This window comes from Acinetobacter bohemicus ANC 3994 (assembly GCF_000367925.1).
Taxonomy (GTDB): domain Bacteria; phylum Pseudomonadota; class Gammaproteobacteria; order Pseudomonadales; family Moraxellaceae; genus Acinetobacter; species Acinetobacter bohemicus.
Map to the genome: position 1 here is coordinate 971,244 of NZ_KB849164.1, position 25,490 is coordinate 996,733.

Below are 25,490 nucleotides of genomic sequence, written 5' to 3' on the forward strand. Positions count from 1 at the left end.
TGTTATTAATGCAAAAGCTATCAATCAAGATCAATACTTATATAGTCGAGATCAATTTTAAGATTTTCCTGAATGTAGCTTAAATAAGGAATTTCATTCTCTTCTAAAGGGTATTGTCCAACTACATACAGTTTAATTTTTTGATTGGTATCTAACCGATGTGCGTACTGAATAATTTGCCCTAAAGCTTGGCGTATACATGTCGCAGCATACGCATCAGATTTAACTTCATAAAGTGTAATACAGTCTTTTTGGTATAGTGTTAAATCTACATAATTTTTTTCACATTCAACATTATGTTCACCATGTTCATCAATAAGTATTCTTCTTAATTTATTCTGTATTTTATTGTGAGTCTGTTTTGCAATGTATGAGGGGGTAGTTATTCTTTCTTGATCATTAGTATTCTTTTCTTGTTGAGTTCCCTTACTCTTTTTAACTGCATTTTTTGGTGTAATTGGCTTTAATGAGCCATCAGTATTTTGTTTTTTTGGAATAAATTTGTCACAAAGTACATGCATAAAGTCATGTGGGTTTAACTCAATTGGTTTGTTTTTAATAAGAATTTTTTGAATTTCTGATATTGTCGTTTTTCTAGTAACAGCTAAACCATAATGAATTGCAATATTTTTTAAAAGCTCCATTTTAAAAATAGGGATCAATCGTTCGTTAGAGTAAAGATAAGCAACTTTCCATTTAAAAATATTAGGTAAAGGAATTTGGTCAATTTTAGAAAATTCACCTATTGATGAAAATTTTATAGTATCCAAAATATGTTCTTTAACTTGTGAAAATGCTAAGTTTCTATCATTCCCATACTTTTTATCCCAAGTAAATAACTCATCATTAATATAACCTTTAAGTGGATCAGGCTTTCTTCTTTTATAAATACCAAACATTCTAGAGCCAAATGGACCACTAATTGTTCCAAGTTTGATAGTTCTGTTTTCTATCCACTGCGTAAAGGTAGTAGGATCTCCAGTTGAAACGTATTGTTCAAGGGACATCTTTTCAACTTTATCTAAAGGCCATTGTTCGAGAAAGTTGTTTAATACATTTTGATAGTTACTCATGGAAATCTCTTTAAAGGTTGTCTTGATTGATTTTTTAATGTGTAAAAGTTTGTATTCCTACTTTTTCTTCTTCGGGCACTTCTTACCGTTTCCACCTGACAAGCAATCACATGCTTGACCATCGCCGTCGCGGTCTAGACTTTTCCAGCCTGTTTGTCCCGATTTTTTGCGTTGTTCATACCATTTCTGTGCTTGTTGTTGAGTAGAAAAGTCAGCGCATTTTTTGGCATAAACTTGGATGGAAGTGAACCCCAAAACTAAAATGAGTAAAAATTTCATAAATTATTTTAAAGTCAAAAAATTAGCTAAAGTCTAACAACTCCTAGCTTGTTTGCTCAATGAATCTCGTTAGAAAGTCGTATGAATAATCGTTTGGTTGACAAATTCTATTTTGAGTCCTAAAAGTTGGTTGACAAAATTTTAAAATAGTCCTAAATCAAGCTTTTTATTTTATAAAAACATAGAAATGGAAACTTTATTAAAAATTGGTGGGGTATTAGCTGTTCTCGTTGTGCCAATCATATTGTCATTTTTAAATAATAGATTAGCGCACTTAAAGCATACCCAAGAAAGCAAAGCAGAAGCCTTAAATTTGGCAGATGAGTTCGAAGCTAAAGAATTAGAAAAACGGTCAACTTTGTACAAAGATAGATTGGCCAAATCTCTTTTCAATAATGATGCGCTCACTTATAGCGAAGCTAAATTTTTCTCTAATTATGAAAATGCGGATTTATGGGTAAGGGAGTATGTAAAGATTAGAGGAATGTTGAAGCGTGAAAGGGATGATGATGGGGCAGTAACAGAATTTAAGCACAAGTCGAATTGGATTAAAGTAACTTTTGCTCTGATTGGGTACGTGACTTTTGCATTTATTGGTTTAACTCCTTTTTATAAGTTTTATAAATATGTTGATTTAGTAATTAACTATTATGAGAAAGGAATGTTTTTAAGTATTTTCATAATTGTAGCTTTACATATTATTTGTTTGATTGCTGGATTTTTATGTCTGAAGTATGTTGAGAAATGTGCTGATTGTGGCATCTTTCTACATGACTTTTATAAAGTTGCTTTTAAGGTGACGGGCACAGAAGAAAAAAAGAAATTGAAGTAGATGCTGCTGCGTAGATTATTAGCTAGAAACGGTTTTCTTGAAAATTTTTTATGAAAAATATTCAAGAAAACCTTAAATTATAATAAAACGTAAATTATACTTTCTATAACGTTATAATATCGTAGGTCTTAATTTTTTTATCGATTGTACAATAATATGCTTGTTTGATTATAAAGTCATCTTTTCTATCAAATTTTATTTGTAATTTTTCAACAACTTTTACTATTTTAATAAGGTTTTCTTTATCGGTATTAATTCCTATAATTAAGCCTTTGAGCTGATTGTAATCGTATTGAAATGTTCGATCCTTCGCATCCGAATAAAACTTCATGATATCACTTATTATAATTCTATATTCATTTTCATATTTCCAATGTTCAGATTTAATTAATAAATCATTAAATTGAGTAGAAGAATATTTAGTTGGGAATTCTTCATCATAACAGTTAAACAGAAGTTTACTTTCTTGATCGTAAAATTTAACCCATTGGTTTACTACTTCATCTTTCATAAGCATTCCAAAATTTTCAAAAGGGTTTATCTTTGTTCTTTTATTTTCATTATAATTAACTTCATTTAGTTTAAATTTTATAACTTCGCTCTTATTATTTTTTAAAGTTAAGTAGTTGACATTGTTTTCTTCTATCATTTCATATATGAAGCATATAGATGTGTGGTTTTCAGCATAATGTGACCATACAATAGGATTATCCATTTCTTTCATAAAACAAGTCACATACCAATTATCAAACATAGATTCATTTAATATTTTTAGGTATAAGTTGATGGTCTTAAAATATACTTCTGTTCCTATTGATGACTCTTTTATTGAAAAATATCTTTCATCCTTTTTTAAGAAAGTATGTTCGTTAGATTTGATAATATTTTTAATATCGAAGAGTGTTTTGTCATCAAAAATTTTTGAATTATTATCGAAAATAAAATTATGAATATTGAGGAGAATTACCCCTAGAATAATTTCAATTTTAAAATTTGGTATTTCATTTTCTACCAAATAATTAATTAATGTGTTGAAGTTTTTGTTTTTAAGTAAAGGTTCAAATGCTTTGGTAAAAAAATCAATTTGCTTAATAAATTCTAAAGAATTATAGTCTTCTTCAGTAATAGTATTTATTTCAGAATCTAAGTAAAATTTTCCTGTCTTTGTGCATCTAGGAATATTAAATTCTCTAAACTTCATTGTGTATTTATATTTTATTTTATCTATATCTAATTTTTCTATATCGATTTTTGTATCTAGCTCTGTAAGAATATCTGTATATAGAAACATAAAGTTTCGTATAAAGTTAATCCAAACAATTTTGTCTCCCTTCCAAATAAGATTTCTATAACCCTCCATTGGATCATTGAGTTGTTGTACAGTCGGGAAAAAAATACATTGCTCTTCAAGCTCTCCTAATCTTGTAATTTTTTTTCGGCATTGTTGGTATCATCGTATTGGTTAAATAAATTTCTTAAAGATCTGAAACGGTAAAATTCCATATGTACTATACCTTTGTTACTTGGAAATATTTGTTCTATAAATTTGTGTAGTTATTACAAGAGCTTACTTAGCTTTGTTTTCATCACTTTTTTTTAACAGTTCTTCAATCATTTGAAAGTATTTTTTATTATTTTCAATACTCTGTTTTAACAATTCTCTTAGATCATTTACTTCGTGTTCAGTAGTAATAGGCTTTTGAAAACTCTGCTCTAGTCTCGCCACAATATCCGCATTCATAGAGCGGTTTAGCTCTTTAGCAGATTCTGCAATTTTATCTTTTAGTTCTGGCGGTAAGCGTAAATTGTATGCAACACCTAAATGTTTACCCATGACTTCATCCTGAAAAATTCTGTTGACATGGTATCAAGTGGACATATATATTTGCAATATGTCCAGTGGACATTATTTTTAATAAAAAAAGCCCCTACAACTTGGCGGAAGGAGGGGCTCATATCCATTCTCGGCAAGGAGATTAGACATGAGTAGTCTAACATTTAATGCAATACAATTTCATCCAATAGAAACTAATGATCAACAAATTTGGATTACATCAACAGAATTATCCCGAGCTTTAGGTTATTCACGTGCTGATGCAGTAACTAAAATTTATGATCGTAATAGTGATGAATTTGCTCAAGACATGACAAAAATTATAGATAATCCTCAGAACCCCAATTTGGTGTTACGAGTGTTTAATTTACGCGGTTGCCATCTCATTACATTCTTTGCCCGCACACCAGTCGCCAAAGAATTCCGCAAATGGGTACTCGACGTTTTGGACAAAGAAGTATTGAAACAGCAAATCGATACACGTATTAAAATCAGCGCACATCAACAAGCCGAACTTAAAGAAATCGTTGATCGCCGTTGCGAAGGTAGTGTGAAAAGAAGAACTGAACTTTGGAGCAGACACAACCAACACTTCCGTATTCCTCGTTATAGTGAATTACTCGCTATCCATTTTAGTGATGCAGTGACATTTTTAGAAACAATGAAACTTAGAACTGTACAACAAGAAGTCAATATTCGAGATTTAGCTTTGCATATGCTTTGGCTAAACCACTGGTGGGATGAGTTTGGAGACTCGATTCGTAAGCTTAGCCCGAAGATGGGACATGGCATTCATGATCATTTTAAATTTGGTGCACATGAAGCAAGATTATTTTTAGGAAAGGCGACGTATATGCCTATTTTTGAACTTGCTCAGTCGCATGACTGGCATAGGGGCGGAATGGATTATAAAACCTTGAAAGAAGTAGCTAGGTTGCAAGTAACAAACTAGCGTTAAGAAGGTGATCAACACAATATCTAGAATAATTAATTTGTTGTAGTGTTTGTTGGTCACTTATTTTATTTGATGCTATTAAATTAAATAATTTTTAGGGGACAACGTGGAAATTAATGAAGATATATTAAAGGGGCTGCTTTACGCCTCACATCATTTGGAAGGTCAGCTCATTTTTCCAATAACAAATACACCAATATATGAAAATACACCAAGATATACAGCTGTTGATGCATTAGCATTGATTTCAATTGAGCATTCTGCAAGTTTAAGATTTCTAATTGCTCATGCAAAATGCAATACATCTGCATTTGCACTTTTCAGACTACAATACGAAGCGTTAGTAAAATCTCTATGGGCTTTTTATGTAGCTTCTGATGAACAATTAGATCTAATTGTAGGTGAGTTAAGCGAAGAAAGAGCAGAAAGAAATAATAAAGAACTGCCACCAATATCTAAGATGTTGCAACAATTGGAAGCAAAAAATACACCGGCACATTCTGCTGTACAACAATTAATTGAATTTAAAGATATTTCATGGAAAGCCTTAAATTCATATGTTCATTCAGGTTTACATGCAGTTAAAAGAAGTATGCATGGATATCCACCTGAGCTTATTTTTCCGATTATCAGACAATCAAATAACTTAATGTGCCTTGCTGCTTATACACTTGCAGTAATTACAGGTAATAAGCTGGTTATTGATGGTGTAAGTACCACAAGAAAAAAATTTAAGGATTGTTTACAGTTGGACTAATCCTTAAAAGTCTCATTCAAAGCCTGTTGCACTGCATCTACACGCGACTTACGACATAGACTCTTCAACAATCTTCATTAAATTATCAATGTCAGGTTCTTCTTGTGACTCAAGCAAGTCAGCATTCTTCTTAAGAACTTCATAACCTTCTTTAAATGTTAATTCTTTTTTAGTCATTACTAGATACCTGTGTCACATTGGCTTTGATAGTCCCATCCTGTAATTCTACTTGGATGCTATCACCTGAGATTTGTTTAACTGAACGGATGGCTTTACCGTTGCTACGGACTATACCGTAACCCTTGGCCATCACATTTCGTGGATTCTGTAATAGGGTTTCACGCATCAATGATTCAACTTGATTTGAGGCAAATTTGATTTGTTGCTGTGCTAAGTACTGTAAGGTGCCTTTCATCATATCTAGGCTTTTATTGGCCTCATTGATTTGACCATGAGCAAGCGTTTTAATCACTCTAATGTATTGGTCATTTTGGCTTTGATATGCCGTGATCTGGTGTTGAGATAACAGCTTTATCGTTTGCAAAGATTCCAGTACTTCTTGAGTACGTTCAACAATCAGGTTGCGAATACCGCCAATCACTTTGCTAGGTGTATCAAAAGACCGGTGCGCCACTTCATCCAAAATTGTTCGATCTTTTTCATGGCCAATACCCACCCATATAGGAACTGAGCGTTTGCAGAGTAGGGCTGCTAAGTTGTAGTCATTTAAATAAGCTAGATCATTCACGGCACCACCACCACGAATAATAACAATCAGATCTGGCGGTGCTTTAAAATCTTTAGCCCATTGGCGTAATCCATTTCCTAAGGCATCAATAATTGAGACTGCAGCGGTATTTCCTTGGAAAGTCGCCGTTTGATAAACAAAATGACAAACGCCAGCTTTACTTAAGGCATCTGCATCTTTCTTGAAGTCACCAAGACCTGCGGCATTTTCAGGCGCAATGACCAGGACATTTTGAATATCAAATGGAGTAGGTAGTGACTTATTCTTATTTACTAACCCTTCAGTGCTTAAGCGTTCTAATAGTTGCTGATAACGCCGTGCAATATCACCTAATGTATAACTTGAATCAATATCTTCAATATTTACTGAAAAGCCATACTGTGGATCAAAACGAGCTTTTACTTTAATGAGAACATTCAGATCTCGAGATAGTTCAATCCCACTTTCACGTTCGAACTTTAAAACCATTTTAGCTGCAGAAAACTTCCAGATTGTAGCTTTACAGCTGGCAATCACTTTATCGGTATCTTCTTCTTTTTCAGCCAGCTCTAAATAGTAGTGGCCACCTTTAATACTTAGATTACGAATCTCAGCTTTAACCCATACTGGTTCATCAAAAGCTACACGTATAACTTCTTGGACAGTATTAAGGTATTCACTTAATGACAGCTGAAAGTCGGACATAAAATAGGGTATTACCAAAATGATTAAGGAAAATAGTATATAACCATGCAGTTAAAGGCAATCTAGATATATTGGCCTTATAAAGGTATATGGCATATTTTAACTATAGTGGACGGAGTTGTAGTGATTCACTAAGCATTAAAGCTCATCGAAAAGATGGGCTTTTTTAATTGCTGGTGATCTGAGTTAAATGTCAGTATTTAATAGCATCGAAAAATTGATTGTTTTTAACAAAAAATAAACATAATACCGATTGGTAAACAAATAAAACCAACTATTATAGTCAGATTAGTGATTCTCCACTTTAACTGGTTATCCAGTTTCCAGCCTGTATCTTCCCCGAGATACAGGTTTTTTTATGTTGGTCATAAAATTGAAAGAATCTAATCGTATATTTGCTGAAAATAAAAAAGCTACAAAACATAGATGATGAAAGAGTTGAACCTGTTTAATTTGGGAGAGTTAAGCAGGTTTTTTATTTTTATATAGCAACGAAAGCTCGGTCACAGGATTAAATTTTTATTTATTCTAAACAATAGATTAAGAACAGATAATAATTTGATTTGGTTGGTATTATTTTTAATAATGTCATATTGCGCCACTGTAATGTATTGGACTAGTGTAGAGAATAGCCGGCAGAAACTAGCTGTAGTTTCCGACCTTCCAAGGTCCTTAGTTTCGCCCACATCATCTTTCCTTGTGTGGGCTTTTTTTTGTATGGAGAAACAATATGCTCCAACTCCTGTTCTGTTTGTTTGGTTTACATGGCGCAACTGAAGTTGACTACACTGCTGATGACGAAGAAATTAAAGTGTGTCGAGATGTTGAAGTAAGTTAAAAAAAATCGGCTATACGGATTAACTAGAGGAATCCGTATAGCCTAAAATGCTACAGTGATAGATTAAGGTAAGCTGAAGCTTTTGACGAAAATGAGAGCTCTAAATATTAAACCCTACAAATCAATTACTACCGATGGCGCACTGCGCTGAGCTTCACCATGGTACACAGCCTCAATGTTGTTGCCATCCGGATCAATTACAAAAGCAGCGTAGTACCCAGAGTGATAAGACCGCTCAGCAGGTTCGCCATTGCTTTGGCCGCCATGAGCTAGTGCCGCGAAATAGAACGCATTCACGGTTGCACAATCTTTAGCTTGAAATGCTAAATGGTGCCGCCCTGTTAGCATACCCAGCGCTGCTGGGCTTTCTGCCGAAGATACGACGAGCTCGTCAGCCCAAAAATAGCTTTCTGTCGTACCGATGATGGGAATATCCAGTACAGCCAATACCGCTGTATAAAACTCTTGGCTCGCCTTAAGATCGCGCACAACAAGTTGAATATGGTCGATGAGCCTTCCACGATGCAGTTGAGTTTTCATGTCATTCTCCGTGTATAAAGGCAAATTTGTAAATTCAACTTGATGTTCCGTAGAGCCAAAAAATCTCTAAAGGAAAGGTTTAGGATTCTTGGAAGTAATGAAAAAAGAATTGTTTTTTGTTTTTCTTATTTTCCAAGAGACCAAAGCTGTGTCGACAGCAAGTAAAGCTCCAATAGCAAAAAAGAGTATGTTAGTTAAGTAAACTCCAAGTCCAAAACTTATTAGGCTTGTCACTCCAAAGAAAATTAAAAAGGCGATATAAACGATATGTCTCATTGTCTATTCTTTTATATTAATGATTGCTTATTGTGATCGATATTACAGAATATTTAAATTTTGTCTAAACAAAATATTCCATCCAAATAATTTTTTCACTAGCCTGATGTATTACGGCACATAGAATCCCTGTTCAATTGGATTGTTGGCGGGGTTTTTCAATGTTTATCAAAAGGTAAACTAATGATCTTGTTTCTAGACCAGATCGCGCGATTATTGGTATATCCTATGCTTACTTTAAAACAATTAAGGATTTGGTAATATGAGTATTTGGATTGCCAATAAAAATGAGTATGGTGAATACCAGTTTGATGAAAGATACTTGCCTGCATGGTATACACCGGAGTATATCGAAGTGGGTACACTTAAGTACTATCGCTATATAATTAGAAATAAAGATACTACTTTTTATATATATTCAGTTGAAAAATTTAACCCTAAGGCTTTAGAGAAACTTGAAAGTGATTGGATTAAATTTTTTGTGCCATGCTAAGGCCGTTTGTTATAACCACCTTCGGGTGGTTTTTTATTGCGTAATTTATGAATAAATTTTCCCCCTAGCATATCTATGGGTCAAGCTGATAGCTAATTATCTCGATTGTGCACACGAATATTTGGATAGGTTTGATTGAGAAAAAGAAGAATTTTTATTTTTTTAAACTTAAAATCCTGTTTTGATTGTTTTATTTATGAATATATTGTTTTTTTGAAGATGGGAATGTAAGAATATAACAATGCATTATTAGAAATATATTGTTACATTGCTTGTTGATGACTATTTATTAATAAAAATTATGGAAGATCATAATGCCTCAAAATAATCCTAAACCTATATTAGAACAAATTTATAATTTTATTGTGGAGAGACCAGCGATAGGTTCTCAAAGTCAATTTATGCAATTGAAGATATTCTTAAGTGAATTGCATGAGTCCGATCAGTCTACCTTTGAGGCCCTAAAACCTTATAATTATAAGGGAGTATTTAATGGGAAAGTGCAAACTATATTGGCTCATGCTGCTCCAAGCTTTCTACAAAAAAATGAATTTTTAGATTGGATTAGTAAACAATTAGAACATTAAATATGTATTTTAAATGAACCACCTTCGAGTGGTTTTTTTTATTGCTTGGAGAAAATTATTTACCAGCTGTAGTACTCAAGAACCAAAACTTGTAGAGCCTCAATATCCAACAAGTGAATGTAGAACATATCACTCTATGAGTACAGCGCCAATGGCTCCATATGCTGCTGAAGCGCTTAGAATTAAGTGCGAAGAGTCCCTAAAGAAGTAACTCATCGTAACAACACGAAAAAACCCCACCTAAAAAGTGGAGCCTCTATATATTCAGTGATCTGCGTCGTTAATCACTAAGTATATATTTTATTTTGTTTGCGGCACTTCTTTGTTAGGTTCTACTGTTTTATCAGGTTCGCTTGACGGTTTTGGTTGAGTTTCAGTAGGTTCATTTGCAGCTTGAATGGTATGGATAGCTGTAGAATTGACTTTAGTTGAGAAAGCTTTGAATCCAGTATTTTGAGTGGTCATGTTCTTTCCGTTGAATTATTTAATGAGTAGTCATCATGGGCTTTTAAACTGTTAACACTACAGTAGTTATGAGATGGAAATGTGGAGATATGTACGATTAAAAATCTTTATATCTTATTTATATTTCAAGGATTTTTTAAATAAGACTGTACCGTGCTGGTCTGCTTGACTATCTGAATAGTCAATGTAATTAATTTATATTTTCTCGATACAGAATAGATACAACGGTGTAATGGAACAATAATTATATATTTAGGTCAAGCTGATATCTAATTATCGAGATTGTGTACATTTACAAGCTGGGAAGAACACATTTATCAGTGAATATATTCACTGGAACAGCTTAAAATTAAAACAAATTGAAAAACTTAAAATAAAAAATACAATCTCTCGTCTTTTTCATAATGGCACTCCAACCTCTTAAAGAAATCCCTGAATGGTGGGAACTTTGCGTTCGGTATCGCTATGACATTTATGCATTTGCGGTCGAAGCGCTGTGTATTACTCCCACATGGCAACAAGAACTTTTATTCGAGTCGATCGCATTTGACGGGAGTCGCACATCTGTAGCTTCAGGACACGGTTGTTTTGGTAAAGGCACTAAGATCCGCTTAGCGAATGGTAAGTGGAAGCGTGTAGAAAAAATAACAATTAATGACGCCGTATTAGGCAGTGATGGCATTACACCGCGGGAAGTGATCAGCACTGTTACTGGCTGGCAGGATTTATACCGTTTCGAATATGAAAATGGCAAAAGCCATATCTACAACAAGTCTCACATCCTTTGTTTAATTGCGCTTGAAACAAAAAATGGCTGGAAAGCTGGCGATTACATGGAAGTGCTGGTCTCCAAGTGGTTGGAATGGCCAGAAGAAACCAAGCGTCAATTTGCTGCCTATGAGCTGAAGCATAAGAAATACAGCCCTATACGCATTGAACGTGCCGTATCACTAGGTGAGGGTGAGTATTTCGGCTTTGTACTGGATGGTGACTCTACATTCCTCACTGCCGATGGAATGGTGCACCACAATACGGGTAAAACTGCTTCCGCAGGCATTGTGGCGCTTTGGCACCTACTGTTCTTTGATGAATCCATCACGATGTTTACTGCTCCGCAAATTGGGCAGCTGAAGAAACAGGTCTGGAAAGAAATCAGCATTAACCTTGGACGGCTTAAAAGTGGTCCATTGGCATGGTTAGCTGATTATGTCGGCTATCAATCTGAACTGGTTTACATCAAAGGATCAAAAGAAAAGTGGTATGTCTTTGCTAAGACAGCACCAAAGCACCAGCCGACTAACCTTGCAGGGAACCATGCTGATAATTATCTCTTATGGGGGGATGAGGCCAGCGGTATTCCTGATGAGGTTATGGACGTTGTTCTCGGTGCCTTAACGCATGAAGATAACCGTGCTGTTTTAACTTCACAGCCAACACGTAATGCTGGCCTCTTTTATGAAACCCATCATACGCTGAGTCATCGATCTGGCGGTGTGTGGACAGCACTGACATTTAATGGTGAAGAATCACCGCTGGTCAGTAAGCAGTCTTTAGCGGAACAGCGCCAAAAATATGGCAGTCGTGACGATCCTCAATATCAAATCCGTGTACTTGGACAATTTCCTGACCGCGCTGATGAGTTTCTGATCACAAAGCGCAATGCAGAGAATATGTACTGTGGCGCTTCAATTCTTAAAGACCATCTGTTTGGCTATGTGATTACTGTCGATGTTGGTGGTGGTGTTGGCCGTGACGATTCTGTTATTGCGGTTTCTAAAGTGTGGGGTGAAGCACAGTGGGGAGATCGAGCACGGCGGGTTGAAGTGGTTGATATTCCGCTTTGTAAGAACAAAGATGATATTACTGAGTTGTTCGCTAAGATCCACGAATGCATTCTGAAGTATCCGAATGCCACACTGGTGGTTGATGATAATGGTGCAGGTAAAGGCTTAGGTCAGCTTTTAACAAAAAACGGCATCTGGTATATGCCAGTGCATTGGGGTGGGGCATGCTTCAGTAATAGCAACCGCAAAGAATATGTGAATAAACGTGCATTGGCCTATGTCGGCTTATATCGAGCTATTGAACAAGGCCGTTTCAAGATTAAAACAGTTAAATTTAAGGTCAAGATTCAGGCTCAGATTATTAAAATTCCGTATACTTTTGATGAGCACAGCCGTTATAAGATTTTTAGCAAAGATGAAATGAAGCGTATGGGCATCAAGTCACCCGATTTGGGCGATGTATTCGCATTTTTATTCTTGGAAAATGTGTTCTATACCGAAGCGTATGAAAATGTTGTTATCGTAGATGAAAGCCCTGAGGCGCATGAGCAGGCTGCAAAAAAATCACGTTTCAGTCAGTTAAAAGAGGCTGCCGAAAAAGAATTTGGAACATGACCCTTTTTCAGCATCATCGAATTATTAGCATTTAACTTTAAGTTAAGTGAATAACAGTACATGACAATGAAGCGGGTTAATCAGGCTGTAAATGCCATAGCGGCAGGTGTTCAACTATTTAGTGAAGGTGTCCAACGATTTAGTGATTTAAAAGAGCTGGTCAGTAACTTTAAGGCCAATGTGCATCGTAACAATAAGGCTAATTTGCGCCGTAAAAATAATGAAAATCAGCCAAAATATAAGCCTTTATTCACCGATGAAATAATAAAAAAGGTGTATTTGAATCCTAAAATGAAACTGTCTGATTATGGACATTTTATTATTGCGAATGGCGGTTATATAGCGGTTGTAGCCGTTGAGGGAAATATACCTGATTCAAGAAAATCAGTTGTTTTAGAGTTTAAAGAAAATAGTGCTATGAGTATTGACGATATTCTACAGCTTTTATCCACATACCCTGAAGCAACACTCATTGTTAATGATAATGGCGAGGGTAAATTCCTAGGCCAGTTATTAAAGAAAAATGGTATTTGGTATATGCCCGTGCATTGGGGTGGAGACTGCTTTAGTAATGACAATCGTAAAGAGTATGTCAATAAGCGTGCACAGGCTTATGCCTGCTTATCTTACGCAGTCAATACGCATAATTTTAAAATTTGTCAGCCGCACAATAAAGAAAAAGTGTTGAAAGACCTTAACAGCATTCGTTACAGCTTTGATGAGCGTTCACGGGTTAGAATCATGCCAGTATCTGAGATGCGTGAGATCGGGCTTGATGCTCCAGATATCGCTGATTTATTTGCGTATGTATTTCTTGAGAACACGACATATTGATTGGAACTAATCGGTCCTTACCAGCATCGCACCGCTAACAATACCCAAAGTGATTAATTGGGTGGATTATGGCAATTCAGTTTTATTTAACAAATGCGGGCAAGGCTGCTGTACTCGATGCTGAAAATATGGGTTTAAGCATTGCGTTATCTCATATCGGTGTGGGTACAGCAAAATATAATCCTCAGACTGCATCATCCAATACTGCGCTGGTTGCTGAGTTGGAGCGTTATCCACTCAATGGCGGAAGCGTTGAGCCGGTATCAAGGACACTGCGCTTTATTTCAAATATTGAACCGACAGTGACAGCAGACTGCTTTGAAATTGGCCTTTTTACATCCTCTGGCATTTTATTTGCAATTGCTTCTACAACAGGCAATACGCCATTAATGCGTTTGGTTGCCGATATTGTCTGCATTGGCACATTCGGTATGAAAGTTGAGGACATCAATGTAGAGAATCTAGTGATTCAGCTAGATCCGCATGCACCTGTCTCTGTCGCGCTGATGAATCAGCATTTAGCGCATTCTAATCCTCATCCGCAGTATCCGCTATCTACACAGCTGGCGAATGTCATTTGGCATGTTGGTTCTTGGCATGGAACAGACAGCACACAATATGATCCTGCCATCGCTTTAAAACCGCTGTTCGGTTATGACACCAGCTGGATGCTGCTACCGCATATTCCATATGGGGTAGAGGATGTTAATCAGCCAGTTGGAGCAATTACCGGTATTTCTACAGGTTCAGCAATTAAAGCCTTCACAACACGTATTTGGAAACGCCTGCGTGACGGAACTTCAGCACCTGCTTACAGCTTAACTGCTGATAAGGCCGTGGTTGATGAAGGTGGTAAAGTCACGTTTAAACTTGTTACATCGGGACTAGATGCAGGTACACCCGTAGATTGGTCGATTACTGGTATTCAGGAAGATGATATTTCGCCAAGTGCTTTAAGCGGGCAGTTTATTGTAGATGCCACTGGCAAAGCGTCTTATAGCATAGACGTTGTGGAAGATAATAAAACGGAAGGCACCGAATTCCTGAAGTTTGCTTTAACGTACATTCCGAACAAACAAGTCAGTGTACTGATTGTCGATACAAGCAAATACCCTGAGGGGGTGCTTACCTATTATGAAGGGATTCATGAAATTGAGATCCTACCGAATCAGACTGTGCAATTTCATTTGCATGGCGCAATGGGTGGTGGCGCGGGTTCAATCTGGTCGGGTTCAAGCACTTCGGCAAATGGTATGGATGGTGGGGAAGTATCCTGCACGATTGATACATCGATACTGACAGCAGGCGGCGGTAAAGCGGGTACTGGTGGAGAATGGGGTAATGGTTCTTCTTTCCATAACGGCCAGCCGGGTAAGGGCGGTTTACCTGTAGTCGTTGATGCAGCCAGCCTTTTTGAGAACATCGAAGAGACAGCTGGTATTAATGCAATTACTTATGATCGCGGGACTACTCAGAAAGGTGCTGATGCGCTGCCATCTATTTTAGGTCAAATGCCTGGGGGTGGTAATGGGGCATGGGGAATCGGTGATGAATCATGGTCGTATGGTGGTGCAGCAGGTTCTGGCGCACGAGTACGAGCAATATTTACCAATACTGACAGTCAGCGTGTTACCGCTAAAATTGCAGTGGGCAAATTCGGTGAAGGCTGGAAAAGCTGGGGCAATGCAGGTACAGACGGCGGGATCGGATTTGCGATCGTAGAAACCTACAACGACAACATTGACGAGGTCGCACCTCCAGTACCAGTTCTTACCATGAAGAACATTGCACCGATTACTGATCCAGCGCCAGAAGATAAGGTGACTGTGAGCGGCACTATCTTAACCAATGGCATTGCGATGCCGTATGAAGTCAAGGTTAAAGTCGGCGCAGCTGAAATCACTGCTGTGATTGGGACAGAACAGAACTCAGACAACAGTTACAACTGGTCAGCTGTGATTAATGTTGGAGGCTTAACCCAAAATACGTTGGTAAAAGCACAAGGTAATGCAAAGCACTTAATCTATCCCGACTTAATCAGTGAATTCAGTAATGCAGTTCAGAAAACTCTTGCAGTGACGATTACGCCAGAGCCTGAACCAGAACCGGACCCTGAAACTGGAACAGAGTAATTTCAATTTAAGCCTCACAGTCATGTGGGGCTTTTTAATTTGGAATTGTGGATCAGCTGAGTCGAGAACCCGCCTTAACATACAAGTTATAGGCCTGAGGTTTACTTTACATGATTAACGAATACCGCAATGCCATCCGTGATCATATCAATCGCTTTATTGAGCAAGGCAAGCTCAATCAGCTGATTGTCTGGGACGTTCAACAGGATGAAGCGCAAGATCCAACACTATTGAGTTTAAGAGTGTATGGCTCAAGGGCATATACAGATGTCATTCAAGTGGCTTGTGGCACCAGCGGTATATGGGAAAAATTGCCCGAAAAACGGATAGCAGTTCCGTTAATTGCTGATGTACTTCGATTTCGCCGTGAATTTCTCTAAGGAAAATAATTGATGGCTAATCAAACTCCTGATCAATTGCAGCAAGCGCATAAGCAGATGCAAGAAGCACTGCGCAACGGTAGCTTACGCCGTGATCTGCAAGGTCGTAGAAGCGCTGACAGCAAGCAGCGTGGGCAAGCGGATAAAGAATTTAACTTTGATGAGTTCGGCAGAAAGATTCCTAAGCCGACATTTTTGCGCCCTGAGAATATTGAAAAAGGTGAGAACTATGATGTTGAGCGGGTGCTCTATACAACGCTTGGACAGCAGAAGGGTGATGCTCCAAGGAAAATTACCCGTGAAGATATTATGGCCTTTAAGGACAATATTGATCTTTTGCGGGAGCAGTATTCCAAAGGCATTACCATTCAAAATATTGTCAATCTCAGCCATGCCGATGATATAGACCGCGCCAATGAGCAAATACATCTTGTTGTACCGCTCAGCCGAAAAGATAGCCTCGTTCATTTACTGACGAATGCTGGACCGAAAAGCAAGGTGACGAATCATCACGTAGAAATTGAGTTTAGCAGTTTCAGTTCATTGGTTTCGAGTACCAGTCAGAATGCTGTCAATCAAGTAAAGCGCTGGCTATCAGGTGGAAAGATTAAATTTGAATGTGACTGTGAACGGCATACGTACTGGTATCGCTATATGGCCACAATTGGCGGCTATGGTTTAGGCCGTAAAGAAAATGGCTATCCCAAACTCAGAAACCCTTTGCTGTCAGGTGTTGCGTGCAAGCATGTGCTTAGAGCGGTTCACTGGATTCAATCACCTTCAGGTATTGAATATCTTAAAAAAGAAGTCAAAAAAGATCGAAGCAAGCAGCTCAGTGTGCGGAAGAAACAAACTGATAAGCAAATCTTGGCAGAACTGGATCAGCAAATAAGCGGTTTAAACAAAGAAACCAAAGGTAGGATTCAGCCAAATATTCAGAAGGCCGAAAAGGAAATGATCCGCCGTGCTGCAAAAGTAGCGAAGGAGCATTTTGCTGCACAAGGAAAACAGGCAAAACAAGTTCAGGATGCGCAGGATAGATCGAAATATACAGAATGGCGCAACAGTGGAATTGTGACAGATGAGGTTTATCAGGAACTGATGCGGAGATTTAAATAATGCTAAATAGAGCAGTCAACCGTGTAGCGAATGGCCGTCATATGGCCGCTCGTCGTATTGTGATGAATACAGTGGCCAGTATTCCAGCGCAGGTGTGGCGCAAACGTATTGTGTACACCAATCCAGTCGATGCTAACAAGCCAGCAGATCCACTGTCGTTTGAAGCCAATGCATTGTCTATGCAGGATGAGCCGAACTATGAATATGACCATGTTGGGCATGCTTTCATACTGGCGGACAAATTTAACGGCGGATATATCCATAAAAACAACTCAATGAATAACCCTTCAGATCTGGCAATACTGGCTCAGATTGAAGTCTATGACGCGGATCTACCAACCTTAGCAGAACAGCTTTTGCAGATTCCTGATACCCAATTAAATGAGGGGGATTTACTGGGTTTGATGATTGATGAGGGTTTTATTTTGTGGTTTGAAATCGTTGGAATCAGCGGTCAGACCTTAATGTCTGATTTCGGCAAAAAGTATGTATTAAACCGCCGTGATGAGATTGGGCTTGATCCAGTGAAAAGTGAAGTTGAATCACGTACACAGTAATTTTTTAAGTGAGTAGAAGTCATGTCATTTTTAATTTTTAATAAAAAAGATCAACAAGTTGGTGATATAGGAATGGCAGGGCAATGCACTTCAGCTATTTTTAATTATCAAGTGATTGGATCTGGTGCTGTCGTTGAGTTTTCAGGGAGCAATAAACCTGATTGTGATGTATTAATAGACGAACATTGGGAACCGATTGTCACGATTGAAGCGGGTACACCTGATTCAGAGCCATTTCGACAACATGCATGGGATAAGATCCGCTATAAAGTTACAGCTGGCAATAGTGTTGAAATTTATGTATCTAGCGGTGTTAGCGGTTGACATCCTCCCTCCACAGAAAAAACGGCATCCGAGAGATTGGTGGTCAATTTGACCACCAAGAGTTTTAGTTCTGTGTATTCTTATTTTTATCATCACTCAGATGAGGTTTTTTCTACTGGTTGGGGTGCGTTGACTGGTGCATCTTGTTGGGTGGTTGCTTTTGGTTTTCGGTTAGGCATATAGTCTGGTTCACTTGACATTGCTAAGTATAGAAAAGTAAAAAATATGGAAGTTATAACAGCAACAATGGCAATAAATTTCCAGCCTAAAGTAGTTGACTCTAAGTCATCTGATGAGGAGTTTTTTTTCATAAAAAAGCCTAAATAGCAAAAAGTTAAAAGCGCATCCCTTATATCATAAAAGTGATTTATCAGAATAGCCGTACCATATTGCCCTTTAGAGCGGTGATATAAGGCTATACGGATAAAACCTGCATAATGATCTGCAGATTTTTTTAATTTGAAAATACCTTTGGAACTGCCCATCTTGGTGTTTTTCCCTTCGTGCGAATCTATTTCTATCCAAGATTTTAGACCCACGACAGGTAAAAATATGTCTCTATCTGATTTAATGCAGCAGCAATTCCAAACGCAAATGCTCGCCACACAGCAATGCCAAAACTATTTCTATAAAGATGGTGAAGAAAAAGGCTTTGACAGCCTTGTGGTTATGCCTGAAACCCGCCCACAGGCGCTGAATGACTTACTTGATATTATGGGTTTTGACAGTGCAGCCGATGTGGATGAAGCGATTAAACAGGGTATCGGTCAATATCAATATTGCCACGGCGGTGATCTGCCTCATCCTTCAGTGATTGCTTCGGCATTATGTAATGGTGTGGCCATTGCAAAGAAGGTCCGCAGTTTCAGTGATTCTACGACTCAAGCCTACCAAAATATGGAAAAAGGCTTTGATGACATCAGCAATACGCATCAGGAATCGGTGAGTATTGTCCCAGCACTCTCTGTAACCACGATTGCAACAACCATTGCCTATGCATCGCCGATTGTGGCTTATATCCCGAACAGTAATGGTTCAAATGAAGTACCGATTGTAGCTGCGCGCTTTGTGACTGACCGTGCATTCGGTGCCATGAATAAAAATGATTATCTGGATGGTGTTCAGGCTGCGAAACCTTACGCTGAAGGTCGTTTCCGCTTTGCGCTCAGCAATAATGGTTCAGGTGCAGTTTATGCGGTGGTAGCTCATACGCATTATGCTGACTATGCTGCCAAAACACCGGATACTAATGCACCTTTGCTGCCATTCATCAGCGGGAATATTTCCATCCGTATTGCTGGAAAAGAAGTGGCACATACCCGCAACCGTAGTAAATCCAAACTGTCAGGTGTGATTTCTGCAATTGCTGAAAAGTCAGCAAAAATTGCGGGTGAAGAATATACGGTGACTGGAAGCAGTATTAATCTGGATACCAGCACCATCTCAGTGACACTGAATGAAGCCCTGCCAGCAGGTGTAAAACTTGAAGTCTGTTTAATTGCTGATTTTGATGCCCGTGATACCTCCAATAAGTTCAAGATGGAACCTGTTGGCGTCAGCATGCAACCTGAATATGAAACACTGGTCAGTGCGCCGATCATGACGCAAATTCGCGCTTCTAAACTTTTAGTCAATCAGATTTCAAGTGAACTGAAAGTCGGTTTTGTAGGAACAGCTTTGGGATTGATGCAAGGTAAAATTTATCTTGAACAAACTATTCGCTTACTGGGTGAAGGTAAAGACCGTGCTACCTACAATGGACGAGAGTTTACCTTTGATGCTTCCCGTGGTGTAACTGGAAACTTAGCGGCCGCTTATAACACTTCAGGCGATTTGTTCGGTGAGTTCATGAAGTACCTAGAAGCAGCCAAACTCGGTATTGTTCAGGATTCAGGTGGTGCTACGGTTGGTTTTGATTTGTATGTCGGTGATACGGCTAAAATCTTCTTTGCTCAACTTTCATCTGACAAAATGCCAGTGAAAACAGGTGCAATTGCAGGTCATGGTCAAATTGTACGTATCGGCACACTGGCAGATGGAACCAATGTTTATCATGTCCCTAGCTCAGCAGGTGTATTGACTGAAGCCGGTCAAGCATTTGAAATGCTACTAACAGGGCGTGGCAATGAACCAGTGCGCAATCCGTTTATTGGTTTCACTGAAATGCCACTGACTGTAAGCGAAGCGACTCCGGATCCGCGTGAACAGTTGATTGCATTAATTGGATCACAAGCAGCAGAGCTTAACCCGCTTGATCGTTATGCCGATCAGTTTGCATTGATCACCGCAATCAATATGCCAAAACTTAAAAACTAAAATTCTGCAAATTAAGGCGCATTTTCCATGCGCCTTAATTCATTTCTAATTTGATAAAGGGTGACACACGATGACTCAAGCGGATTCAAATACTCCTGAGACTGCTACAACCAGCAAACGAGTAACAAAACCAAAAACAACTGCTGCTAAAGCTGCGGTAGATACTGAAGTACTTGCACCTGTCGAAACTGAACAGTCTCCATTACTTGATGCAGCAGTAAATCAAGAGAAGATCTCATCACAGGCTGAATTACAGGGAATGCAGAGCGATACCGCAGGCCAAAGCCCAGTAGCAGATGTTGAACCTGACAATGGCAATCAAGAAATTTCAGTTACGGCAGATACTGAAAGTAGTTCCCCAGAAATTCCAGCAAGCTCAGTAAATGAATCAGTTGGAACTGAGCAGGTGCTTCCTAAGGTTCAAAGTCCATCACCTGTAAAACAAACTACAGTAGCAAAAAGTGGCCTATTCGTGGTTGTTAAAAATACAGGCGTACAAACTGTATTTGAACCGCTATCCAAGACTTCAATCAAGTCGGGTGAAACTGTAGAAATCCGCTGTAGCACTGGTCAGTTTAAGCACGACGTCCTCAATAACCTGAAGCAGTTTATTGGGCTGGGTAAAAATCTGGAGATCCAAAATGCATGATTTTGATGGCACAAATCCGTTACTTGAAGCGCTGGGCGATGAACCAGAAATCAACGAAATCGCTTTAACAAATGCATCACCATTCATCATTGTTGAACCCTTACAGGAAATTGTATTCAATGATGCTTTGAAAGTCGCGGCCATTAATCAACGACTGAATGAGAAACGTATCAGCGCATTTTTATCACATGCACTGTCTAATAAAGAGCAGCCGCTGAATATGACAGTGCAAGAGCGTTATTGCTTGATGCTGAAGTATGTAGAAAAGCAGTCAGCCACGCTATTTTCCACTGATGCTGATTTTTCTAAATGTTATTTGCACTCAGAAGAAAATTGGCAACCTGAGATTTCACATAACGGCATTACTGTTCGGCAATTGGTTGGCCGGGAAGCAGAGTACCTTGAAGAGCATTGCGCCAATGCCGCGGAATGGATTGCATGCATGTTGGCATTTCAAATCAGCTATGACGGGCATGAAAAGCTGTCGGAACTCCCAAACCGCAGTGCCAATGATAGTGAATTTATTAAACAGTTTTCTGAGCGGTTGGAGTTTTTAAAGAAACAGGCTCAGAGCGATTTTGACTTGATCTATCAAGATTTCATTACCCTCAATAACCAATTATTTACCATGATTCATTTAAATGTCAGTAATCAAGGTTTAGTCATTTCAAGAGGTGCAGATGACGCGCCGCTTCGATTTCGCCCCGCTGCCGCCTTTTTCGGAATCATCAAAGAATTGGACCAATCATTTGCTTAGTACGGCTCAGGATCTGGCCCAGCATTGCAAGATGTCTTTATATGAAGCTCTAAATTTGCCTGTAAGTTTTGAGGCCTTTTTTATTCATCTGATGCATGGGAAAAGAGAAAGTTAGAAATTGAAGCTGAAGCACAAAAGCATAATGCCCTTATCAAAATGGGGAATGAAATAATTAAAGTCATCAGTAATTCGGGAAGGAAAAAATAGATGAATACGACAAAGATTTTAGGTGAAGCCGTTGGTATCCAAAGACAAGACATTATTGACCGCACAGAAGAGCAAACTGCGGACGGTCTGACAGGTGCTGTAATTTTAGGCCGCTTCAAGCGCGGCCGCATGGATGTACCAATGTCTATTCATCTGGGTAATATTCGTGGCCAACTTGGATATGATCCCAAGAACCCGGACTACATTGCTGTTCAAGATTGCTTAGATACAAATGTGCCCAGTGTGCAGGTGTTGCGGGTAAAAGAGAGTATAGAAAATGCTATATGTGTAGGGGCAACCAAAAAAATCACCTTAGGTACGATGTCAAGCGGTGGATATTACAATATTAAAATCAATAATATTCTTCATGAAGGGGTTATCGGCTTTAGAGATGGACGAGATGATTTAAAATCTATATTTGCACTGTATGGCATTGAAGTAAAACCACTTAATTCAGATTTTCAAGAGATTATCTCTAATGGTGGAATCTATAATGAGGTTGAGTATGCTTCATTTTTTCATCCCGCAAATAGCCATGTTGATATTGAAATCATTACTGTTGATGCCAGTAAGATCGATGAATATATTGTTGATGATACGTATGGTGAGAATGAAACAGTCCTTATTAATTCTATTGGTGTTACGTTTTGCTTAAATTAACAAGTTTTATCTTAAAGCCCGCTATATAGCGGGCTTTTTTATTTGGAACAGGCTTTTTTTCACATTCATCGGTCGCGCCAAAATACCTATATAGAAAATCATAGGTAATTAAGCCATGCAGGAAAATACTATTCCGTGGATTATTAAAATAATTCCAGCCATTGTTGGTGCCATTCTTGCCCTTGTCTTAAGTGGGGATATTGATAAGAACGGAAAAATCCAAGTAACTGTCAGTGTTATTTGCAAATTTGCAGCCAGTGTAACGGTGAGCTTATATGGTGGTTCAGCATTCATTGAGCATTTTGAAATGCTGAAGACTTCAACCATGTATCAGGGCTTCATTATGCTGATGTTCGCTGTATTTGGGCTTTTAGCGATCGGCATTCTTTACCAAGCTGTAGCAATGTGGAGAGGCAAATCCTTACCAGAAGTTATTGCTGAAATCAAAGCTGCATTTCTTGCCATTCTAGGGAAGGGGGAATGACAAGTGAGTATTGATCAATCACAACAAGTTGCTCAAGCATATTCATGGCTTCGAGCTTTATCTGGTGGGAAGTTATCAAATGAACAAGTCACTGCTGGTGATAAGGTTATTGCCATGCATGGACTACCAGTATTCGCAGATATCATTGGATTTAAATTAAATGCCTTAGTTTCTGGACTTCGTGATATTTCGGAAAAAGGTTTTTCAATCATCCGTGAATCAGAAAGCCTTGAATTGCAAGCCTACTTGGATACTGGTGGCATATGGACCATTGGGTATGGAACAATTAAATATCCTAATGGTGTACGCGTTAAGAAAGGTGATGTATGTACCCGTGGACAAGCGGAAATTTGGCTTAAAAACGATTGCTTATGGGTTGATGCCTGTCTTGATAAACACGTAAAGGTCAATGTAAGTCAGAATCAATTTGATGCACTGGCATCCTTTATTTATAACATTGGTGAAACTGCCTTTATTAAAAGCACAATGTTAACGCTAATTAATAACAGCAATTTTTCTAGTGCTGCATCTCAATTTGATCGTTGGATCTACGACAACGGCAAAGAAATAAAGGGGCTTGTTAATCGACGAGCTAAAGAAAAAGCTCTATTTCTAAGTTAGGGGGATGTCATGATAGATGCACTTTTAGCACCGTTTTATAAATGGATCATTTTAGTTTTATTGCTCTTTATGACTGGTTATGTGTGGTACTGCAATTCTTTAGCTGGTGATTTACGCAATGCTGAAACCGCATGTGATGTAAGTGTGGCCAAAACCATTAAGCCTTATGAAGATGCGATTGATCAAGCTCAAAAAGAAAAAGCCACCATCATGCAAACATGGTCAGCAAAAATAATAGAGGTAGAACAGAATGCGATTAAAAAAATACAAGATGCGAATGCTGCCGCTCGTAGTGCTGACTTGGCTGCTATTGGGTTGTCAAAGCAACTCAGCGAAGCCAACAAACGTCTGTCCACAGCTCCCAAAGAAATCATCATTGAGTACACTGTTACCAACAGTGAGTTACTCGAAACTTGCACAGCAGAATATCGAGGAATGGCAGAAAAAGCAGATGGACATGCAATTGATGCAATGAGGTTGAGTGAAAGCTGGCCAGAAGAAATAGCCCTCAGGTGAGGGCTATTTCCTATAACGAATACTAATTTTAGTATTTATTAAACCGATTATGAGCTCATATGGCTCATAATCTAGAGTTTATTTAAATTTTGTCCCATGCATCTTTAATTGCATGTTTTGCTTGTTCCCACTTTAAACGGGATTCTGCTTTGAGTTCTTGCCATTTAACCTTCAAGTCATTCTCTGACTCTTCAAATTGGGCATTCTCACCACGTTCATTTCGTGCCTGTTGCCCAAGTTCATAAGCTGAACGCAGATCACGGTCATAGTCTACATCTGGTAATTCGTATTGGATCTCGCCATAGTAAGGACGATTCGTATAATTTGTACGCCAATCATGCTTGATAGTCTGCTCATCTTGATGGTGATTAGTATTCATTTTAATCTCCGGGTTCATAAAACTAAGAGCTTAAAAATTTTAAAGAGAGGTAAATTAATAAGTAGTTAGCCCATTATGTTTAATAACTTATTAATTTGAAGTTTGGATGGGATAGAGAAGTATTGAAATCTATCTGTTTGGCTGACGTTGATAGCCATTCTGCTGATTGTGTGGACGCTGAATATCATTTTGCTGATTGTGTTGGCGCTGAATGTCGCTCTGAATATCGTTTTGCCGATTGTGTTGGCGCTGAATGTCATTCTGCTGTTTCTGGTTTAGATTGTTCATTTTACTGGACCTTATGTTATTAAAAATAACCTACTCAGTTTCTCAGTAGATATAATAGTAATAACATATAAAATTGATATTGAAATTTATTAGGTGTTACATTTTATTTATTCAGTTATTGAATTTATATTTTTGGAATAGTTGTTACTGATGTTTAAAGGAAAATATAAATATAATATTAACAAATAAATAAAATTAATGATGATTGATAATCAGAAGTGTTTTCATATTTTAGTGAGTTATGTTTTAACTTAATGATTTACATTTTGTATTCGAAATTTAGAGACTAGGGTTAAATATTTTCTTAATTTTGTGTTCTAGTTCAATATTTATTTGCTCTAATTTAGGTGTATATTTAACTAAGTTACTAATAAATAATTATATTTTATTTTTGTAAATTGGATGATTTTTTAGAATAGCACCCAAATAAATAGATATGAAATAAACATTGATCTGGTGCTTTATAAACATGAGATGGTTAGTTTTTTGAAAAAAATTAAATATTTT

The 25,490-nt window shown here is 37.9% G+C and carries 29 protein-coding genes and 1 pseudogene; 19 read left to right on the top strand and 11 right to left on the bottom strand.

Features of this window, described 5'->3' with window-relative positions; translation table 11 throughout:
- Positions 1-20: 20 nt before the first annotated feature.
- Both F994_RS04520 and F994_RS04525 read right to left on the bottom strand, forming a co-directional pair.
- Complete coding sequence (locus F994_RS04520; RefSeq protein WP_004648941.1) at positions 21-1,073, bottom strand: hypothetical protein; 1,053 nt, start codon at positions 1,071-1,073, stop codon at positions 21-23.
- A gap of 57 nt (positions 1,074-1,130) precedes the next feature.
- Positions 1,131-1,352: an excalibur calcium-binding domain-containing protein gene (locus F994_RS04525; RefSeq protein ID WP_004648943.1), complete on the bottom strand. Its 222-nt coding sequence runs from the start codon at positions 1,350-1,352 to the stop codon at positions 1,131-1,133.
- Between the two features lie 187 nt (positions 1,353-1,539).
- Between F994_RS04525 and F994_RS04530 the strand changes: the two genes are divergently transcribed.
- Positions 1,540-2,184 (top strand): hypothetical protein, encoded by a 645-nt coding sequence (locus tag F994_RS04530; RefSeq protein WP_004648944.1) that lies wholly within the window; start codon positions 1,540-1,542, stop codon positions 2,182-2,184.
- Between the two features lie 103 nt (positions 2,185-2,287).
- Here the strand turns inward: F994_RS04530 and F994_RS04535 are convergent, their stop codons facing one another.
- Both F994_RS04535 and F994_RS04540 read right to left on the bottom strand, forming a co-directional pair.
- A complete protein-coding gene (locus F994_RS04535; protein ID WP_167555791.1) occupies positions 2,288-3,475 on the bottom strand; it encodes a DUF2971 domain-containing protein in 1,188 nt (395 codons plus the stop codon).
- 276 nt (positions 3,476-3,751) lie between these two features.
- Positions 3,752-4,018, bottom strand: coding sequence for an Arc family DNA-binding protein (locus tag F994_RS04540; RefSeq protein WP_004648946.1), 267 nt, complete (start codon positions 4,016-4,018; stop codon positions 3,752-3,754).
- 148 nt (positions 4,019-4,166) lie between these two features.
- On the opposite strand from F994_RS04540, the gene F994_RS04545 reads away from it, so the two are divergent.
- Both F994_RS04545 and F994_RS04550 read left to right on the top strand, forming a co-directional pair.
- Positions 4,167-4,970, top strand: a complete 804-nt coding sequence (locus F994_RS04545; RefSeq protein ID WP_004648947.1) for a BRO-N domain-containing protein — start codon at positions 4,167-4,169, stop codon at positions 4,968-4,970.
- Between the two features lie 109 nt (positions 4,971-5,079).
- Complete coding sequence (locus F994_RS04550) at positions 5,080-5,730, top strand: DUF6988 family protein (RefSeq protein WP_004648948.1); 651 nt, start codon at positions 5,080-5,082, stop codon at positions 5,728-5,730.
- Here the strand turns inward: F994_RS04550 and xseB are convergent.
- From xseB to F994_RS04565, 3 genes and pseudogenes are all read right to left on the bottom strand, one after another.
- Positions 5,727-5,907 (bottom strand): annotated as a pseudogene (xseB, locus tag F994_RS04555) (exodeoxyribonuclease VII small subunit). The gene F994_RS04550 and the pseudogene xseB overlap by 4 nt on opposite strands.
- Positions 5,900-7,162 carry an exodeoxyribonuclease VII large subunit gene (gene xseA / locus F994_RS04560; RefSeq protein WP_004648951.1) on the bottom strand — a complete coding sequence of 421 codons (1,263 nt, stop codon included), beginning with the start codon at positions 7,160-7,162 and terminating at the stop codon, positions 5,900-5,902. The pseudogene xseB and the gene xseA overlap by 8 nt, the downstream one beginning before the upstream one ends.
- A 952-nt stretch (positions 7,163-8,114) precedes the next feature.
- Positions 8,115-8,540: a VOC family protein gene (locus F994_RS04565; protein ID WP_004648953.1), complete on the bottom strand. Its 426-nt coding sequence runs from the start codon at positions 8,538-8,540 to the stop codon at positions 8,115-8,117.
- Between the two features lie 538 nt (positions 8,541-9,078).
- Between F994_RS04565 and F994_RS04575 the strand changes: the two genes are divergently transcribed.
- Together F994_RS04575 and F994_RS04580 are read left to right on the top strand one after the other, a co-directional pair.
- Positions 9,079-9,309, top strand: a complete 231-nt coding sequence (locus F994_RS04575; RefSeq protein ID WP_004648955.1) for a hypothetical protein — start codon at positions 9,079-9,081, stop codon at positions 9,307-9,309.
- Positions 9,310-9,623: 314 nt separating this feature from the next.
- On the top strand, positions 9,624-9,896 hold the full coding sequence (locus tag F994_RS04580; protein WP_004648956.1) for a hypothetical protein: 273 nt from the start codon (positions 9,624-9,626) through the stop codon (positions 9,894-9,896).
- Positions 9,897-10,196: 300 nt separating this feature from the next.
- Here F994_RS04580 and F994_RS17455 read toward each other — a convergent pair whose 3' ends face one another.
- The gene (locus F994_RS17455; RefSeq protein ID WP_004648957.1) at positions 10,197-10,361 is read right to left on the bottom strand and encodes a hypothetical protein; all 165 of its coding nucleotides are present in this window, start codon (positions 10,359-10,361) and stop codon (positions 10,197-10,199) included.
- A 404-nt stretch (positions 10,362-10,765) separates the two neighbouring features.
- Here F994_RS17455 and F994_RS04585 point away from each other — a divergent pair, with 404 nt between their 5' ends.
- The 7 genes from F994_RS04585 to F994_RS04615 all read left to right on the top strand — a co-directional run bounded on the left by F994_RS04585 (position 10,766) and on the right by F994_RS04615 (position 18,106).
- Positions 10,766-12,760, top strand: a complete 1,995-nt coding sequence (locus F994_RS04585; protein ID WP_004648958.1) for a Hint domain-containing homing endonuclease — start codon at positions 10,766-10,768, stop codon at positions 12,758-12,760.
- 60 nt (positions 12,761-12,820) lie between these two features.
- On the top strand, positions 12,821-13,594 hold the full coding sequence (locus tag F994_RS04590; RefSeq protein ID WP_004648959.1) for a hypothetical protein: 774 nt from the start codon (positions 12,821-12,823) through the stop codon (positions 13,592-13,594).
- A gap of 68 nt (positions 13,595-13,662) precedes the next feature.
- A complete protein-coding gene (locus tag F994_RS04595) occupies positions 13,663-15,726 on the top strand; it encodes a phage tail-collar fiber domain-containing protein (protein ID WP_004648960.1) in 2,064 nt (687 codons plus the stop codon).
- Between the two features lie 110 nt (positions 15,727-15,836).
- Positions 15,837-16,106 (top strand): hypothetical protein, encoded by a 270-nt coding sequence (locus F994_RS04600; protein ID WP_004648961.1) that lies wholly within the window; start codon positions 15,837-15,839, stop codon positions 16,104-16,106.
- Positions 16,107-16,118: 12 nt separating this feature from the next.
- Positions 16,119-17,225, top strand: coding sequence for a hypothetical protein (locus F994_RS04605; RefSeq protein ID WP_004648962.1), 1,107 nt, complete (start codon positions 16,119-16,121; stop codon positions 17,223-17,225).
- Positions 17,225-17,782 carry a hypothetical protein gene (locus tag F994_RS04610; protein ID WP_004648963.1) on the top strand — a complete coding sequence of 186 codons (558 nt, stop codon included), beginning with the start codon at positions 17,225-17,227 and terminating at the stop codon, positions 17,780-17,782. The genes F994_RS04605 and F994_RS04610 overlap by 1 nt, the downstream gene beginning before the upstream one ends.
- Positions 17,783-17,803: 21 nt before the next feature.
- Positions 17,804-18,106 carry a hypothetical protein gene (locus F994_RS04615; RefSeq protein ID WP_004648964.1) on the top strand — a complete coding sequence of 101 codons (303 nt, stop codon included), beginning with the start codon at positions 17,804-17,806 and terminating at the stop codon, positions 18,104-18,106.
- Positions 18,107-18,198: 92 nt separating this feature from the next.
- Here F994_RS04615 and F994_RS18025 read toward each other — a convergent pair whose 3' ends face one another.
- Positions 18,199-18,591, bottom strand: coding sequence for a hypothetical protein (locus F994_RS18025; protein ID WP_004648966.1), 393 nt, complete (start codon positions 18,589-18,591; stop codon positions 18,199-18,201).
- 67 nt (positions 18,592-18,658) lie between these two features.
- On the opposite strand from F994_RS18025, the gene F994_RS04625 reads away from it, so the two are divergent.
- The 7 genes from F994_RS04625 (at position 18,659) to F994_RS04655 (ending at position 24,316) form a co-directional block, all read left to right on the top strand.
- Positions 18,659-20,422, top strand: a complete 1,764-nt coding sequence (locus F994_RS04625) for a hypothetical protein (RefSeq protein WP_004648967.1) — start codon at positions 18,659-18,661, stop codon at positions 20,420-20,422.
- Positions 20,423-20,492: 70 nt separating this feature from the next.
- A complete protein-coding gene (locus tag F994_RS16955; RefSeq protein ID WP_004648968.1) occupies positions 20,493-21,071 on the top strand; it encodes a hypothetical protein in 579 nt (192 codons plus the stop codon).
- Entirely contained in the window at positions 21,064-21,828 is a 765-nt protein-coding gene (locus tag F994_RS04635; RefSeq protein WP_004648969.1) for a hypothetical protein, read from the top strand. The genes F994_RS16955 and F994_RS04635 overlap by 8 nt, the downstream gene beginning before the upstream one ends.
- A 207-nt stretch (positions 21,829-22,035) precedes the next feature.
- A complete protein-coding gene (locus F994_RS17740; RefSeq protein ID WP_004648970.1) occupies positions 22,036-22,695 on the top strand; it encodes a hypothetical protein in 660 nt (219 codons plus the stop codon).
- A gap of 115 nt (positions 22,696-22,810) precedes the next feature.
- Positions 22,811-23,179 carry a hypothetical protein gene (locus tag F994_RS04645; RefSeq protein ID WP_004648971.1) on the top strand — a complete coding sequence of 123 codons (369 nt, stop codon included), beginning with the start codon at positions 22,811-22,813 and terminating at the stop codon, positions 23,177-23,179.
- Positions 23,180-23,182: 3 nt separating this feature from the next.
- A complete protein-coding gene (locus tag F994_RS04650) occupies positions 23,183-23,800 on the top strand; it encodes a lysozyme (protein WP_004648972.1) in 618 nt (205 codons plus the stop codon).
- A 9-nt stretch (positions 23,801-23,809) separates the two neighbouring features.
- Positions 23,810-24,316, top strand: a complete 507-nt coding sequence (locus F994_RS04655) for a hypothetical protein (protein ID WP_004648973.1) — start codon at positions 23,810-23,812, stop codon at positions 24,314-24,316.
- 82 nt (positions 24,317-24,398) lie between these two features.
- Here the strand turns inward: F994_RS04655 and F994_RS04660 are convergent, their stop codons facing one another.
- Both F994_RS04660 and F994_RS17460 read right to left on the bottom strand, forming a co-directional pair.
- Positions 24,399-24,695 (bottom strand): hypothetical protein, encoded by a 297-nt coding sequence (locus F994_RS04660; RefSeq protein ID WP_004648974.1) that lies wholly within the window; start codon positions 24,693-24,695, stop codon positions 24,399-24,401.
- A 129-nt stretch (positions 24,696-24,824) separates the two neighbouring features.
- The gene (locus F994_RS17460; protein ID WP_004648976.1) at positions 24,825-24,983 is read right to left on the bottom strand and encodes a hypothetical protein; all 159 of its coding nucleotides are present in this window, start codon (positions 24,981-24,983) and stop codon (positions 24,825-24,827) included.
- Positions 24,984-25,490 lie beyond the last annotated feature (507 nt).